Origin of the sequence: Actinacidiphila glaucinigra (assembly GCF_035918135.1) — a bacterium.
In the GTDB taxonomy this organism is placed as follows: Bacteria; Actinomycetota; Actinomycetes; order Streptomycetales; family Streptomycetaceae; genus Actinacidiphila; species Actinacidiphila glaucinigra.
Genome location: NZ_CP109144.1, coordinates 267,411 through 281,129 on the forward strand (window position 1 = coordinate 267,411; position 13,719 = coordinate 281,129).

The following is a 13,719-nucleotide window of genomic DNA, read 5'->3' on the forward strand; positions in this document are numbered from 1 at the left end:
CTCAGGAGGTAGCCCGGCAGGACAGCGCTCGCTACGCCAAATTCCGCCACAGCCGCACATTCCTTCACTCGGCCATGACTCACCCTCACCCCGACGAAGTTCTGGCCCAGTTTCGGAATCGGCACATCACGTCTGACGTCGCTGGACGGCGCATTCGTAGAAAGGGTGAGGCCCTTCGGTCGCAGGTCGCGATCCAATGCGCGGTCGACGCTCGGGGCAGCATCCACGCTTGGGTGGCCTCCCGGCGAGCGTGGCACGGAAGTTCATGTGCTTGACACTGGCCTTCCAGCGCTCCAGCCGCAGTGCGTGATCTTCATGCCTGGATGGCGTGCCGTGGGCAGCGGACGGCCCGGGATCGGGCACGGTGGCAGCACCGCCAAGTGGAACAGCCGCGATTCCCCACCGTCCGGCCTGGTCCGCGCGATGCCGCGGGGCATCTTTTGTCCTGCCGTGCTCGTGAGAGCGACGACGCCCGTGTTCCGTGCGGAGAGCTCCGAGAGGTTCGGCCCAGGTGCCCGCCGATGGCACGAAGAGGTCTTCCTGCAGATGCGACTGGTTGGTTGTGGTTGAAGGGGCTGTAGCGGTTGTCACCGTTGCCCGGGGCGCTGCACGGGGTTGACGTAAAGCACCCACCCGCTTCACAGCCCCCAACGCCAACGCCCGCGATCTGTTACACCCCGTCGCTGAAACACGACCGCCGCGCACCCCTGGGAGCCGTCTCGGAGTGCGCGGCGGGATTGTGCACGGCCCGCTCACGGGAGCGGGCCGCTCGCCCCCACGGAGGTCGGGGGCGTGCCCCTCCGGGAAGGAGGGGAGCTGCAGGGACTACCCGTCCAGGGACAGCGGGCAGTCCGGGGTGTCCAGCCAGTACCGGTGCTCCCCCTCGGGGGTGACGGTCAGCCCGAACCCATCCAGGTCCGGCGCGCCCGCCTCACGCCACCGCGCGATCAGGCTCTCCACGCCGTCCCACAGCCTGGCCGGGCCGCCCTGCCTGACACGGCACGACTGCCCCTCCCGGTACACCAGCGCCCAGGTGCCGGCCTCCACGTCCAGGAGCAAATGCTCGTTGGCATCGAGCGTGACGCGCTGCGCCCGCGGCGCCGCGATCTGCGCCACGAATCGCGCCGTCCAGTCGTCCAGGACGTCCGCGCCCACCGACGTGGCACGCTCCACGCCTGCGCCGGTGTCAGGCAGCATCCCCAAAGGTGGCGGCGCATGGGGCCGGGCGAGCATGAAGGCGATCTGCCCGCCCAGCAGGCGCCCGCTCGCACTGCCGTCCTCCCGCACCGTCAGCCGCGCCAACTCCGACGAGTACAGCCAGCCGCATACCGTGGCCAGGATCGTCCCTCCCGGGGCAACCTGCGCGATCCATTCCTGCGGGATGGTGAGCACGCCACACGTGGCGATGATCCGGTCGTACGGCGCACCGTCCTTGTGACCGGCCAGGCCGTCACCGACGACCAGGTGCGGCGCATGCCCGACCTGCGCCAGGGCCGCCGCCGCCCTGGCCGACACGCCAGGGTCGACTTCCACCGAGGTGACCCGCTCGTCGCCGAGCCGGTGACACAGCAGCGCCGTTGAGTACCCGGTGCCCGTGCCGACCTCGAGCACCCGCGTGCCTTCCGCGACTTCCAGGTCTTCCAGCATCCGCACCACCAGCCCCGGGAACGTGCTGGAACTGGTGGGCTGGCGCAGGATCTGCCCGCGGATGCCGCCCGGCACGATCGTCCCGGCGATGCCTCCTCGGTCACCTTCCTGTACGAGGCGGGCGCGGGCCCAGGCCACCGCTGTGCCCAGAACAGGCCCGTCTCGCACACGTCGGCTGGGGCGCCCTCGTCAGGGATGTCGACCGCTCACTCGCCAGGATTGACCTCTCCAGCGGTCGGCGTAGCAGGGTGGGCCTCCTCAGTGGGACGGCAGCACCGCGGCTGTCTCGGTGCCCCACGGCTCTTCCCAAGAGGGAAACGGGCTGTGCTCGGTCACAACGGTCTCGCTCCACCACAGACGGATACTGGCTTCGTGCCGAGCGCGGTCAACATAATCAGCTGGTCCGGTCTCGGGCGTGCGCGGGAGGATGCACGCATGATCGAGCGAGGAGCCGCGGTGCGGATCGTCGAAGGCGAGCTGGAACGCGAGGACCAGAAGTGGGCAGCGACCGATCCGCACGCGGTGCGCACGGCGGTGTCGGGTGTCGATGAGCACGAACTGGTCTGGATCGTCTACTGGCAGGCCGCCAAATACGTGCGCACTGGTAACCGGCGGTATGCGCTGATCGGGAACGGCCCGTACCTGGTCGACCGCGTCGACGGAAGCCTGCACCGGATCGGGGTTGTCTCCTCGGCAGGCGGGCACTGGGAAGCGGACTACCGCGCCCGCATCCGAGGGCTACCCGTGCGTACCGCAGTGGACGACCTGCACGATGAGGTACGCGAAGTCGCCGCCACACGCGGGCGCATTCACGCCGTACGCACCCTGCGGCAAAGACTGCCCGTGCTGTCACCCGCACAAGCCCACGCATATATGAGCGGATTGCAGCAGGGCAGCGCACCCGCTGGCCTTATCGCCATCGCCACCACAGCACTCGTAGAACCAATAAATCCGGTGTTCGCGGTAGAGACCATCCGTCAAGGCATCTCCCCCCAAGGAAACCGCCTGCCGGACGAGCCGTAACACGTGAGAACACCAGCAACGGAGCGGACCATGACATCGCACGCCACCGACGGCGGCACACAGTTGATCGCCGGAGAAGTACCGCTCGCCGCGGTCATGGACCGGCTGTGCCGCGACCGGCCGGTGTTCCACTCCGAGGCAGATCTGCAGCACGCTTTCGCCCGCACCCTGTGGGAACTTGCGCCTCACCTGCACTCCCGACTGGAGGTCCGCCAGCGGGCCTCGGACTGCATCGAGCACCTGGACCTGCTCTGCGTCGGTCCGGCGGGCCGGACCGCCGTCGAGTTCAAGCACTGCACCCGGGCATGGAACGGGGTGGCCGGCGACGGGCCGAGGGAGGAGGAATACGCGCTCAAGTCCTACGCGGCCATCGACCTCGCCCGGCTCGGCTTCATCACCGACATCACCCGGCTGTGACGCTCCTGCCGCCGCCCCGACCAGAAAGGCCTGGCACTCCTCGTCACCAACGTCCCCGCCCTCTGGGCAGCGCCCTCCCCCACCGCAAAGCCGAGCCGCGACCGGATGTTCCGCCTCCATCAGGGACACACCCTCACCGGCACCCACCAAGGGCTGAAGCCATCACACCCGGTCAGTCAAGACCTGCCCACGACATCATGCGCCTGGCCGGACTGGCCGGCCGGCACCGCAGACGCCTGCACCGCACCACCGTCCCCGACCCGCACGCGGCCACCCACCCAGACCTGGTCCTGCCCGACTTCCAGTCCGACCCGGCCGCAGTCGACACCCGCTGGTGCGGCGACATCACTTATCGCCACCGAGGAGGGCTGGCTCTACCTGGCCACCGTCATCGACATCGCCTCCCGCCGGGTCGTCGGCTGGGCCACCGCCGACCACCTGCGAACCGAACTGGTCGCCGACGCCCTACGGGCCGCCTGCCGCACCCGCCGCCCGGCCGGTCCGGTGATGTTCCACTCGGATCGCGGCTGCCAGTACACCAGCCATGAATTCGCCCTCCTGGCAGCGGAGTTCGACGTCAGGCTCTCGGTCGGCCGCACCGGGCAGTGCTGGGACAACGCGCTGGCCGAGTCCTTCTTCGCCACCCTGAAGAACGAGCCGATCGACGCCCGTCCCTGGTCCAGCCGGGCCGCCGCCCGCACCGCGATATTCGAGTGGATCGAGAGCTGGTACAACTTGCAGCGGCTGCACAGCAGCCTCGGATACCGCACACCCGCCGACTACGAGGCCATCCTCGCGGCCTGACCACCACATCAAGGGTGTCCGTCAAAGCGGAACAAGCTCAACCACCCAACGCCGCTGCCCGCCAGGCGCTCACACAAGTACGCCACCAGTGGCCACTGGTAGACACCATCGCCGCCACAGACGACAACAGCACGGCAACAGCACGGCAACAGTGCCGGGCAGTCGATCCGTCGGCGGATCCTCGTTTCGTTCACCCAAGCCGACACCGCCCTGCGGTCGCGTGCCCCGCAGGACTGCACCACGCTGTCGCAGTGGGAAGACCTGCTCGACAACCGCATCCGTGCCTCGTGGTGGCGGTCAGCCTCATGAACCCGCTCGGGCCCGTCAGGCGCCTCCCGGATACGGCGGCCCAGCCGCGCAGGAGGTGGCGCAGCACCGGCGGGATCACGCCCAGATCGTCCTGCAGCCCCCACTGCCGCCCGGGAACCTAGGAGGACGAGTCTGCCCGTGAAGTTCCCCCTTGTCGTCCGCGCCAAGCGCCCGGTCGTAGCGCCCGCATGAATCGCACCAGCCGAGCAGAACTGTCAGCTTTTCGCGGGCACCAACTCCATGAGGCGCGAGGGGTCCCCCGGGAAACGTCCGCATGGGGCAAGGGCGAGTTCAGGATCTTGCCCTGAGCGATGATGCCGTCGAACGCCGCGGGTATTCAGGCGGTCCAGCCGGTGCCTTGCACAACGCCGCTGTCACGGAGCGTGGACCAGGCGTCTGCCGGGTGAGGGCCTCCTACGTTGTCGATCGCGACCAATGTTCTCGTAGATCCACTTCAGCGACATGAGCCCGTCCGGTCTGTCGATCGGAGCCGTGAGCGTTCACCCTTCCCGGCCGGGTGGTGCGCGCCTGTGCCGGGAATCGAAGAAGACCGTATGTCGCATCTGCATTCTATAGTGCAGACGAAACAAATGTCTCCGTCAACTAAAGTGGTCGCTGTGACTTCGCAGCGCAGCAACAGTGCAGGGGACCCGGAAGCCGGGGTCCACATGGAGGACAACTTCGGCTTTGCCCTCGGTGTGGTATTCCGCGCCTATGCCAAGGTTGTCGAGGCGGCCGTGGCCGAGATCCCTGGGGGCCCCCGCGGCTACTTCACGCTCATGGCTGCCCTCCAGGGCCACGCCAACAGCCAGCGGGCCTTGGCCAAACGACTAGGAATCGACCGCACGATCATGACGTATCTCCTGGACGACCTGGAACGGGCTGACCTGGTGGAACGCAAGCCGGACCCCGCCGACCGCAGGAGTCGGCGCATCGTCGCCACCGAGCACGGAAGACAGCGCTGGGAGGAACTCAGCGGCCCGGTCGGCCTGGCCGAGCAGCAACTCCTGGACGTCCTGCCCGAGGAGTCGCGGGCCACCTTCCGTGCCTTGCTGCGCACCCTCGCCCACCACGTAAGCCCGGACGACCCCATGATGGGGCACTCCTCTCAGGCGGTCGCCGACGTCGATGTCTCCCAGAAGCCCGACCGGCCGCAGCGATCCATCACCTGACTTCGCAAAGCGATGACACGTACCGGTGACGGCACGGGTTCGCAGGGTTGGGAGGCGGCCTCGGGCGTTACTCATCTGCTGGAGCACCACCCGGGAGTGGTGCGGCTACCGGGATATGGCCAACGGCGCCGCACCGTCAGCCATGCCGGCAGGTACCGCCCCGGCCTCCTCACCGAGGGGCCAGCGTCACAATAGGACGCATGGCAACTGACACGCCAGATAGCCGTTGGCCGGCTCAACCAGGCCCTTGGCTTCCGGGTCCCGCAGCTTGCAGAGCAGGAACTTGATCCCCAGCAGACCGGCGAACGCGGCAAAGTCATCGGTGAGTTGCTGGTCACCGGCCTGGCAGGAGCCGACGGCTCCCTGGTTGTCCCGGACCAGCACCCGCGGAACCGACCCCAACTCGGTCAGCAGCCGCCAGTGTCCGGCGATCAAGTTGGCTCCGGACCGGGAGCGCATCTTCCGCGCAGCGATCCACCGCAAATAGCCCGCGACCACCAACACCGGCGGCCGTCCGACCTGCCCGAAGTCCAGCGGGATGTCGGCGGGCGGGAACCACAGGTCGCACTGACCGATCTCGCCGGGCTCATGAACCGTCCGCGAGCCGGATCCAGGCGACAGGCCGGCCGCAGATTCGGGAGCACAGTCAGTCCGCGTTCCCAGCCGATACGCTCGGATCGCCGTCACCGGCATCTCCCACCACTGCTTGAGCGGTTCAAGAATCCGCGGCTCGGCCGCCTACACGATCGAGCCCCTCGGCGCCCGCTGCTACTTCGGAGGCGCGTCGTCCGCGATCGCTCTGCGGACAGTGTGCCTCACGTCCCCCATTTCCTAGCGATCGCCCGCACCGGCTTCTGCTCGGTCCGGTGAAGCCGCCGAATCTCCGCCCCCTCCTCCACGCTCATCACCACTCCTCCGGCCTGACTCAACGAGCCAGGTCCCCGAAGGGGTCAACTTTCAGGCGTCGATACCGGTCCACTTTTCAGGTTCTGGATCACTTTCCGTGCTTGGGCCACGGAGGGTCACCGGAAGCGCGATCATGAACGGACTCAGGCTGCGAGTAGGACCCACTTGCGCAGGAGGTCGAAGTTGGCGCGCCCGAGCATCTGGCGTTTGAACACCTTGATCTTGATGTTGTGTCCCTCGACCGCGCCGGAGCTGAAGGGGCAGGCTCAGGCCGCCCACCACGGCGTCGCGGTCTCGGCCAAGGCCGTTGACGAAGGTGTGGAGGGCGGGCAGGTCGTTGCTGCGGACCCCTTCGATCCACTGGCTGAGTCGTGATCCCTGGCGGTTGTTCATCAGCTCGGCAAAGGCACGGACGTGCAGAGCGGCCCGGTCGAACTCGGGGCAGCGCGCGACGATCTCCTTGAGCTGCTGGGCCTCCATACTCGGGGTGGCAGGTGATCTATCTGGTGGTCACATCCCGCGCGGAAGACGGCTTGCGGGGCGGAGCTGCCTGAGGAGTGGCTTCGCGTAGCCGGCGGACACAGCGTCTGAGGGCCGTGGTCCCGCCTGGGTAGCCGCGCCCGCGAAGTTCCGCGAACGGCTGGGTGGCGTTGGTGCAGTCTTCCTGCCATCGCTGGTGGAGGTAGGGCTTGTGGGGATCCCCCAGCCTCACGGTCGGCAAGCCGCCGTACGTCCCCACTGTGGACACGGCTCGATGCCACGCCACAGCTCGGACACCCCGCGCGCTCCGCGACAGCGCGAGCCCGTACGACCACCGAATCCCCTCCCAACAGCACTTCCTCGGCGAGCACGCCCTCGACCTGGTGGAACCACAGGGCGGTCAGGAATACATCACCCACGGCCGTTCATGATCGCGGTTTCGGTGACCCTCCGTGCCCAAGCACGGAAAGCGCTTCAGAACCACTTTTCAAATGTCGCCGACAACCGCCTGCACAGTCAGGCACCGGCGGGGGCGCGGCGCGCCCCTGGGCCTGTTCTCGTCACTCTGCGTGCTGGAGTTCCGAGGTCTCCGCGCTCCTGGCCGCGACATTCGACTGTCGCTTCGGATTGCCGGCGTTGACGGCGAAGAACGCGACCAGTGCGGCGGCAGCGAGGAATCCGGTGCCCCACCAGTAGGCCATGGAGTAACCGTGCACCAGCGACAGGTTGGTGAGGGATGTGGAGCCGTGGTGGGAGGCGACGTATCCGGTGGTGGCGCTCGCGGCGATGGTGTTCAGCAGCGCGGTGCCGATGGAGCCGCCCATCTGCTGCGCGGTGTTGGTCATCGCGGAGGCGACTCCGACATCGCGGGGCTCGACACCGTGGGCTCCCAGGCTGAACGCGGGCATGAACGCCGTACCGATTCCGACACCCACCACGATCTCGGCAACCGCGATGAAGCCGAACGAGGAATCGACGTCAAGCAGGGCGAGCAGCAGCACACCAGCGCCGGACACCGCGTAGCCGACACCCATCAGCAAGCCGGGCCGAACCCGGTGCGAGAGGCGGGCGCCGATCTGTGTAGAGCCGATAGCCTGCGCGGCGGCCATCGGGATAAAGGCCGCACCGCTCTGCACCGGCGAGTATCCCTTCACCAGCTGGAAGTAGTAGCTGAGGAAGAGAAACATCCCAAACATGGACATGACGGACAAAGCTAGGGAAAGATAGGAGCCCGCGCGGTTGCGTTCCGTGAGGACGCGCAGCGGCAGCAGCGGTGACTTCACCTTGGCCTCCAGCACGACGAAGGCTGCCAGCAGGGAGGCGGACAGGACGAACATGCTGATGGTCACACCGGCGCCCCAGCCGTCGCTCTCCGCTTTGGCGAAGCCGAACACCAGGGCGACGGCACCGCCGCTGGCGAGGATGGCCCCCGGGACGTCCAGCCGTCCGCGACCCGCGTGCGCGCCGGCGTCACGGACGACAGTCAGGACGCCGATGATGCCGATGGCAGCGATGGGAAGGTTGATGTAGAAACCCCAGCGCCAGTCGGTGTACTCGGTGAACACTCCACCGAGCAGCAGGCCGAGGGCGCCGCCCGCGGTGGCGATGGCGCCGTAGATGCCGAAGGCCTTGGCACGCTCCTTGGCATCGGTGAACGCCAGCGAGATCAGCGCCAGGGCGGCGGGGGCGAGGAGCGCGCCGAAGACGCCCTGGAGGGCGCGGGCAGTCAGGAGCGTGGGCAGGTTCTGAGCCGCGCCGCCTACGCCCGAGGCCAGGGCGAAGCCGACCAGCCCGATCACGAACACCTTCTTCCGGCCCCAGAGGTCGCCCAGGCGCCCGCCCAGAATGAGCAGGCCTCCGAAGGCCAGGCCGTAGGCGGTGATGACCCACTGCCGGCCGCCGTCAGTGAAGTGGAGGTCATGCTGAGCGGACGGCAGAGCGATGTTCATGATCGCCCCGTCGAGGAAGACCATCAGCTGGGCTATGGCGATGAACAGCAGGGCCAACCAGCGCCGGGGGTCAGGATGGTGGACGTCTTGGGACATGACTGGCAATCCTTGAAGGTGTCGGTTGTCGGCCAGGCTTTTCAGCCGGGCCGCGTGAGTGGAAGGTCTGCGCCGTGCCGGTGATGCAGGCGCGCTCGATGGCATAGGTCAGGCGCGGACAAGGCATGACGTCGGGCGCCATCTGGGTTCCGCCGGCCCGGGTCCGGGGCGAGCCGGGAGGACAAGCGGGCGTCGTTGCCGCGCATGGGGTGACGGAGTTCGGCGGGCGCGTCGTGGCCCCCGCACGACCCGGATACCCGGAGAGAGCGGACCACGGTGTCCGCGCCCCACGCGCCGGCCAGGAGGCAATTCGCGGCTTGCATAAAGGCTCTTCACGGTTGTTGCGCGCGGCTGCGGCGGCCTGCACCGAACCTTGTCGCGACGTGCTGACGTCGCGGCGAGATGAGGCCCAGTCCTGATCCCTCCGCCGAACCCGGCATCCCATCTCCATTTTAACACGAACGCTCGTTAAATTAAGCGGGCAGGTAAACGCGCGGCTGCCGTGCGGCGACAGCACCGGTCGGAGCCCGGCGCCACGGAGTCAGCGAAGGCAGTTCAGGGCGACCTCCGCGGCCTGCGTCAGCGCGGCCCGATCCGGATTTATGGCCCCCATGACCCGCAAGCCCTGGAAGGTCATGGCGAGGAATCCGGCGAGGTGTGCGGCGCTCTGACCGGCCGGGATCTCGCCCCGCCCTTGCGCCTCGGCAATGACCTCGAAGAGTGTGAGCTCCAGCAGCTGCGTCGTTGCGCGAAGCCGCTCGGCCACCTGCGCGTCGCTGTGCGCACGCTCCATCGCCGCCCCCACAATCAGGCATGACGCTTGGCCGGGACCGCAGGTCACTTCGTCGATCACTGCCGCGAAAGCCGCACGGATCGTCTCCCTCGCGTCACCGCCGGCGCGCAGCATCTCGATGAACGGCAGCGCGTAGCGCCGCCGGTACAAGTCGAGTGCAGCCAGGTAGAGACCTTCCTTGCTGCCGAAGGCCGCATAGATCGAACCACTGCCGATCTCCATGGCGTTCGCTAGGTCCCGCACGGAAGTTCCACCGTATCCGGTACGCCGGAACGCCTGCATCGCAGCGGTGACGGCGGCTTCGGTGTCGAACTCGCGAGTACGTGCCATAAACCTGACCGTACCTATTGCTGGAACGTTCGGCAAATAAAGGTGGAGGTCTTGCGGCTGGTCATCACCGGCTGCTCCTGGACAGGTTTGCGGACACGGGTGGGGCGGACATCTGGTCTTGTAGGCATGTCGTGCGACGTCATTCGGCCGTCGCCACCAGCGCGTGGCCTGGAGGCTACTGCAGCGGGTCCTCACGGCATGCACGAGGCCCGGGGGTGATCTCTCGGGCCGCAGATCCCGTAGCGCTGTGCAGCCAAGGCCAGCGGCCACCGCAGGCTGGGATGGCGCCGATGACCTCTCCGGCTTCGGGGCTGGCTAGCGGGCACCGCAGATCCAGGTGGTCCTGGCGTCCACGACGCCTACCCGGCCCCTGTCTCGCCTCGCCTCGCCTCGGGCTCCATCATGGAAGTCGTACGGTGCTCGTTCAACCGACCACGAGGTTGGCGGATCATGCCGTGATTGCCGACATATGCCAGGACCAGCTGTTCGCGGGCGCTCTCGAACGCTCCGTGCAAGAGCTTGGTGCCTTTGTGGCCATCGTTTATGTGGCCCAGGCGGGCGAGCGGGACCTGATCGCTGCGGCCGTGGGCGGTGCGCCTCCCGCAGTATTCACGATGCCCGACCGCATCCACCACGAGAGCACCCACGCCTCGGCTACTGCCTGGCGGACCGGGCGCCCCGTGACTTCGAGCCTGCCCGTCGCGACTCCGGAGGCGGATCCCTCGTCGCAGCTCATCTCCTATCCGTACTCCGTTGTCTCGGTTCCTCTCGCATCCGGGGACGGAGTCTTCGGCGCGTTGACCGCACTGTGGGTCCCGCCCCGGCCTGCCGAGACGCCACGCCTACTGGACGGACTTGCCGAAGTGGGTGCGCGACTGGAGGCCGACCTGCGCAGCCTGCCGCCCCGAGAAGAGGCGTCCGCCATCAGACCCACACCCATGATCGTCCCGGTGCTCGGGAAGACGACCCCGGCGGCGGGGCGGCACCGATGGGGCTTGCCGGAGCTCGCTGGTTCTTCAGCGCTCTCACAGATGTACCACTTCCACAAATTGTCCGCTCGGCTCAATCGCGCCTCCGGCACGGAGGGCGTCGTGTGCGCGGCCAGTGAGTTGATCATGAGGCCCTTCGGTGCGCATGCCCTCGTCCTGGTGGTCGGCCAGGCGGGCCGGTTGCAGGTCGTCGGCCATGACGGCAACGCCCAACTGGCACGGAGCATCCATGGCTGCCCGCTCGACCGCAGGGCCCCCGTCGCCGATGTACTGCGCGCCAACAGACCCCTCTTCCTCCCGGACCGCGCCGCAGTCCTGCGCCTCTACCCCGATACCGAACTCGCCGGCCAGGAGGCCCTGGCGGTCGTGCCCGTCGCCGGCAGCGGCCAAGTCCTCGGGTGCCTCGTGCTCGGCTTCGACACGTCCAGAACCTTCCCAGCCGATGAACAGACACTCTTGCTGATGATGTCCGCCCACCTTGCCGTAGCAATGGAGCGTGAGTCTCTCACCGAAGCCGAACACACGCTGATTGACGCCTTGCAGCGCAAGCTGCTGCCCCGCACGCTTCCCGAATGGTCGGAGCTGGTCGCGACGGCCCGCTACCAGTCGCCCCCGACCGCATCCGAAATGGGCGGGGACTGGTATGACGTCATCGCGCTACCAGGCCGGCAAGTAGGCCTCGTCGTAGGAGACGTGGAGGGCCACAGCGCTGACAGCGCGGTCATCATGGGGCAGCTCCGCAGCAGTCTGCACGCGTACGCCGCCGAGGGTCACGACCCGGCAGACGTCCTGGCCAGATCCAGCACGCTGCTGGCCGAACTGGACACCGAACTCTACGCCACCTGCTGCTTCGTTCGCGTGGACCTGGAGTTCGGCGTTGCCGAAGTCGCCCTGGCCGGACACCCTGCGCCCCTGCTGCGCAGACCGAACGGGACAATCGTCTCTGTGCAGGCGCCTGCCAATGTCCCGCTGGCAGTCATGCCCGGGGAGCACGCTTATGCCACCCTCGAGACTCCTATCGCGCCGGATACGCTGCTGATGCTGTACACCGACGGGCTGGCCTGCGAGCCGCGCGGCGATCCCTCCGTCGACGCCCGTCGACTACTGGAGTCGGTCGAGGACGTGGAACGCAGGTCCCTCGACGGGCTCGCGGACATGATCATGCAAGGAGTGGTCGATACGGGGTGCTCCGCACGCCCCTTCGATGACATCGTCTTGCTGTTGGCCCTTTTTGAGGGCAGTCCCTCCACCCCGCTGCCAAGAGTCGACCGCATGTCGATCACCCGGCACGACATCCAGGGCGTCAAAGCGGCGCGGCGCTTTGTCCGGGGCTTCCTGCGCCACCGCGGGCTCTCCTGTCTCGTCGACGACATGGAGGTCATCTCCTCGGAAGCCGTCACCAACGCGCTCATCCACGCCGACAGCGAGGTGGAGGTACGGTTGCGCGAGTATCCCGACAGAGTTCATCTCGAAGTACGGGACACCGATGCCAAACCCCCGATACCCACCTCCGTCACCAGCTCGCCCGCGACGAACCAGATCGCCGAGCACGGGCGGGGGATGGGCATCGTGGACTGGCTCGCCACCACGTGGGGCAGCTCGCCCAACGGGCGTGGCAAGACGGTCTGGGCGGATGTCTCCAAGCAGGAGCGAGCATGACTCCAAGGCCGAACTCGTGCTGCGTGGATGGGCTCAGCGGCTCGTCCGCAACCACCCCTTGACACATGCGCTCTGGTCCGGTCGCTGGACGGCCGGACCGGAGCGGTCACTCGGCGACGTCCACGACTACCTTGCCGTCGGCCTCCCCGCGCTCGACCAGCTCGTGCGCCGCGGCGACCGTAGCCAGGGTGAAGTGGCGCGTGTCGACGCGGGGCTCCAGCGCGCCTGCCTCGGCGAGGGCGGCGGCCTGCCGCATGATCCCGCCGTGGTGCTCGCGCCGGCGACCGGTGAGCATCGGCAGCAGTGTGAAGACTCCGGAGTAGGTGGCTCCTCGGAACGACAGCGGCGCGAGGCCGTGGGTGCCCCAGCCGAGGGCGCTCACCACGTGCCCGGTGTAGGTGCGCGCGGCGGTGAAGGACGCGTCGAGCGTTTCTCCGCCGACGGTGTCGTAGACGATGTCGAAGCCCTGCCCGCCGGTGTGCTCGGCGACGTACGCCTCGGCCGACGTGGACGTGTAGTCGATCGGCTTCGCGCCCAGGCGTGCGATGGTCTCGAGGCTTCGCGGCGAGCCGGTGGCGTAGACCAGGGCGCCCTGGGCCTGGGCCAGTTGGACGGCCACGTGCCCGATGCCGCCGGCGCCGCCGTGCACGAGTACCTTCTGCCCCTCGCGCACCCCCGCCCGGTCCACCAGGCCCTCCCAGGCGGTGATGAACACCAATGGAAGTGCTGCGGCCTGACGCATGGTCAGAGCGGGAGGTTTACGGGCCAGCAGACGGGCGTCCACCGCCGCGTACTCGGCGAGGGAGCCCTGCAGGTCGCTGACCCCACCGGTCATCCCGAAGACCTCGTCGCCCGGCGCGAAGCCCGTGACATCTGCACCGACCTCCTCGACCACGCCGGCGAGGTCCAGGCCGAGCACGGCGGGAAGCACGCTGCGGGCGTGGCCTGCCCTTCCTGCGCGGATCTTGGTGTCCAGGGGATTCACACCGCTGGCCGCGATCCGCACCAGCACCTGGCCCGGATCGGGCGTCGGCTTGGCGATCTCGCTCAGGGTCAAAGGGCCGCCGAACTCTTCGAGCACCGCGGCACGCATCGTGGCGCCGACCGGCAGACGGGAGGATGTCAAGATGGTTCCTTTCGAACGG

Annotated in this window: 11 protein-coding genes; 5 read left to right on the forward strand and 6 right to left on the reverse strand. The window is 68.1% G+C overall.

The window, feature by feature from the left end; genetic code table 11:
- Window positions 1-825: 825 nt before the first annotated feature.
- Window positions 826-1,785, reverse strand: coding sequence for an ATP-grasp peptide maturase system methyltransferase (gene tgmC, locus OIE69_RS01260; protein ID WP_326570062.1), 960 nt, complete (start codon window positions 1,783-1,785; stop codon window positions 826-828).
- Window positions 1,786-2,082: 297 nt separating this feature from the next.
- Here tgmC and OIE69_RS01265 point away from each other — a divergent pair, with 297 nt between their 5' ends.
- From OIE69_RS01265 to OIE69_RS01280, 4 genes are all read left to right on the forward strand, one after another.
- Window positions 2,083-2,670 carry a YrhB domain-containing protein gene (locus OIE69_RS01265; RefSeq protein ID WP_326570063.1) on the forward strand — a complete coding sequence of 196 codons (588 nt, stop codon included), beginning with the start codon at window positions 2,083-2,085 and terminating at the stop codon, window positions 2,668-2,670.
- Between the two features lie 30 nt (window positions 2,671-2,700).
- Window positions 2,701-3,087 (forward strand): hypothetical protein, encoded by a 387-nt coding sequence (locus OIE69_RS01270; protein ID WP_326570064.1) that lies wholly within the window; start codon window positions 2,701-2,703, stop codon window positions 3,085-3,087.
- A gap of 105 nt (window positions 3,088-3,192) precedes the next feature.
- Window positions 3,193-3,891, forward strand: a complete 699-nt coding sequence (locus OIE69_RS01275; protein ID WP_326570065.1) for an IS3 family transposase — start codon at window positions 3,193-3,195, stop codon at window positions 3,889-3,891.
- A gap of 926 nt (window positions 3,892-4,817) precedes the next feature.
- Entirely contained in the window at window positions 4,818-5,372 is a 555-nt protein-coding gene (locus tag OIE69_RS01280) for a MarR family winged helix-turn-helix transcriptional regulator (RefSeq protein WP_326570066.1), read from the forward strand.
- 186 nt (window positions 5,373-5,558) lie between these two features.
- Here OIE69_RS01280 and OIE69_RS01285 read toward each other — a convergent pair whose 3' ends face one another.
- From OIE69_RS01285 to OIE69_RS01300, 4 genes are all read right to left on the reverse strand, one after another.
- A complete protein-coding gene (locus tag OIE69_RS01285) occupies window positions 5,559-6,059 on the reverse strand; it encodes a hypothetical protein (RefSeq protein ID WP_326570067.1) in 501 nt (166 codons plus the stop codon).
- Window positions 6,060-6,329: 270 nt separating this feature from the next.
- Complete coding sequence (locus OIE69_RS01290; protein WP_326570068.1) at window positions 6,330-6,758, reverse strand: hypothetical protein; 429 nt, start codon at window positions 6,756-6,758, stop codon at window positions 6,330-6,332.
- Window positions 6,759-7,318: 560 nt separating this feature from the next.
- Window positions 7,319-8,803: a DHA2 family efflux MFS transporter permease subunit gene (locus tag OIE69_RS01295; RefSeq protein WP_326570070.1), complete on the reverse strand. Its 1,485-nt coding sequence runs from the start codon at window positions 8,801-8,803 to the stop codon at window positions 7,319-7,321.
- A gap of 541 nt (window positions 8,804-9,344) precedes the next feature.
- Window positions 9,345-9,926 carry a TetR/AcrR family transcriptional regulator gene (locus OIE69_RS01300; protein ID WP_326570071.1) on the reverse strand — a complete coding sequence of 194 codons (582 nt, stop codon included), beginning with the start codon at window positions 9,924-9,926 and terminating at the stop codon, window positions 9,345-9,347.
- Between the two features lie 455 nt (window positions 9,927-10,381).
- On the opposite strand from OIE69_RS01300, the gene OIE69_RS01305 reads away from it, so the two are divergent.
- Window positions 10,382-12,574 (forward strand): SpoIIE family protein phosphatase, encoded by a 2,193-nt coding sequence (locus OIE69_RS01305; protein WP_326570072.1) that lies wholly within the window; start codon window positions 10,382-10,384, stop codon window positions 12,572-12,574.
- 106 nt (window positions 12,575-12,680) lie between these two features.
- Here OIE69_RS01305 and OIE69_RS01310 read toward each other — a convergent pair whose 3' ends face one another.
- Window positions 12,681-13,700 carry a zinc-dependent alcohol dehydrogenase family protein gene (locus OIE69_RS01310; protein ID WP_326570073.1) on the reverse strand — a complete coding sequence of 340 codons (1,020 nt, stop codon included), beginning with the start codon at window positions 13,698-13,700 and terminating at the stop codon, window positions 12,681-12,683.
- Window positions 13,701-13,719 lie beyond the last annotated feature (19 nt).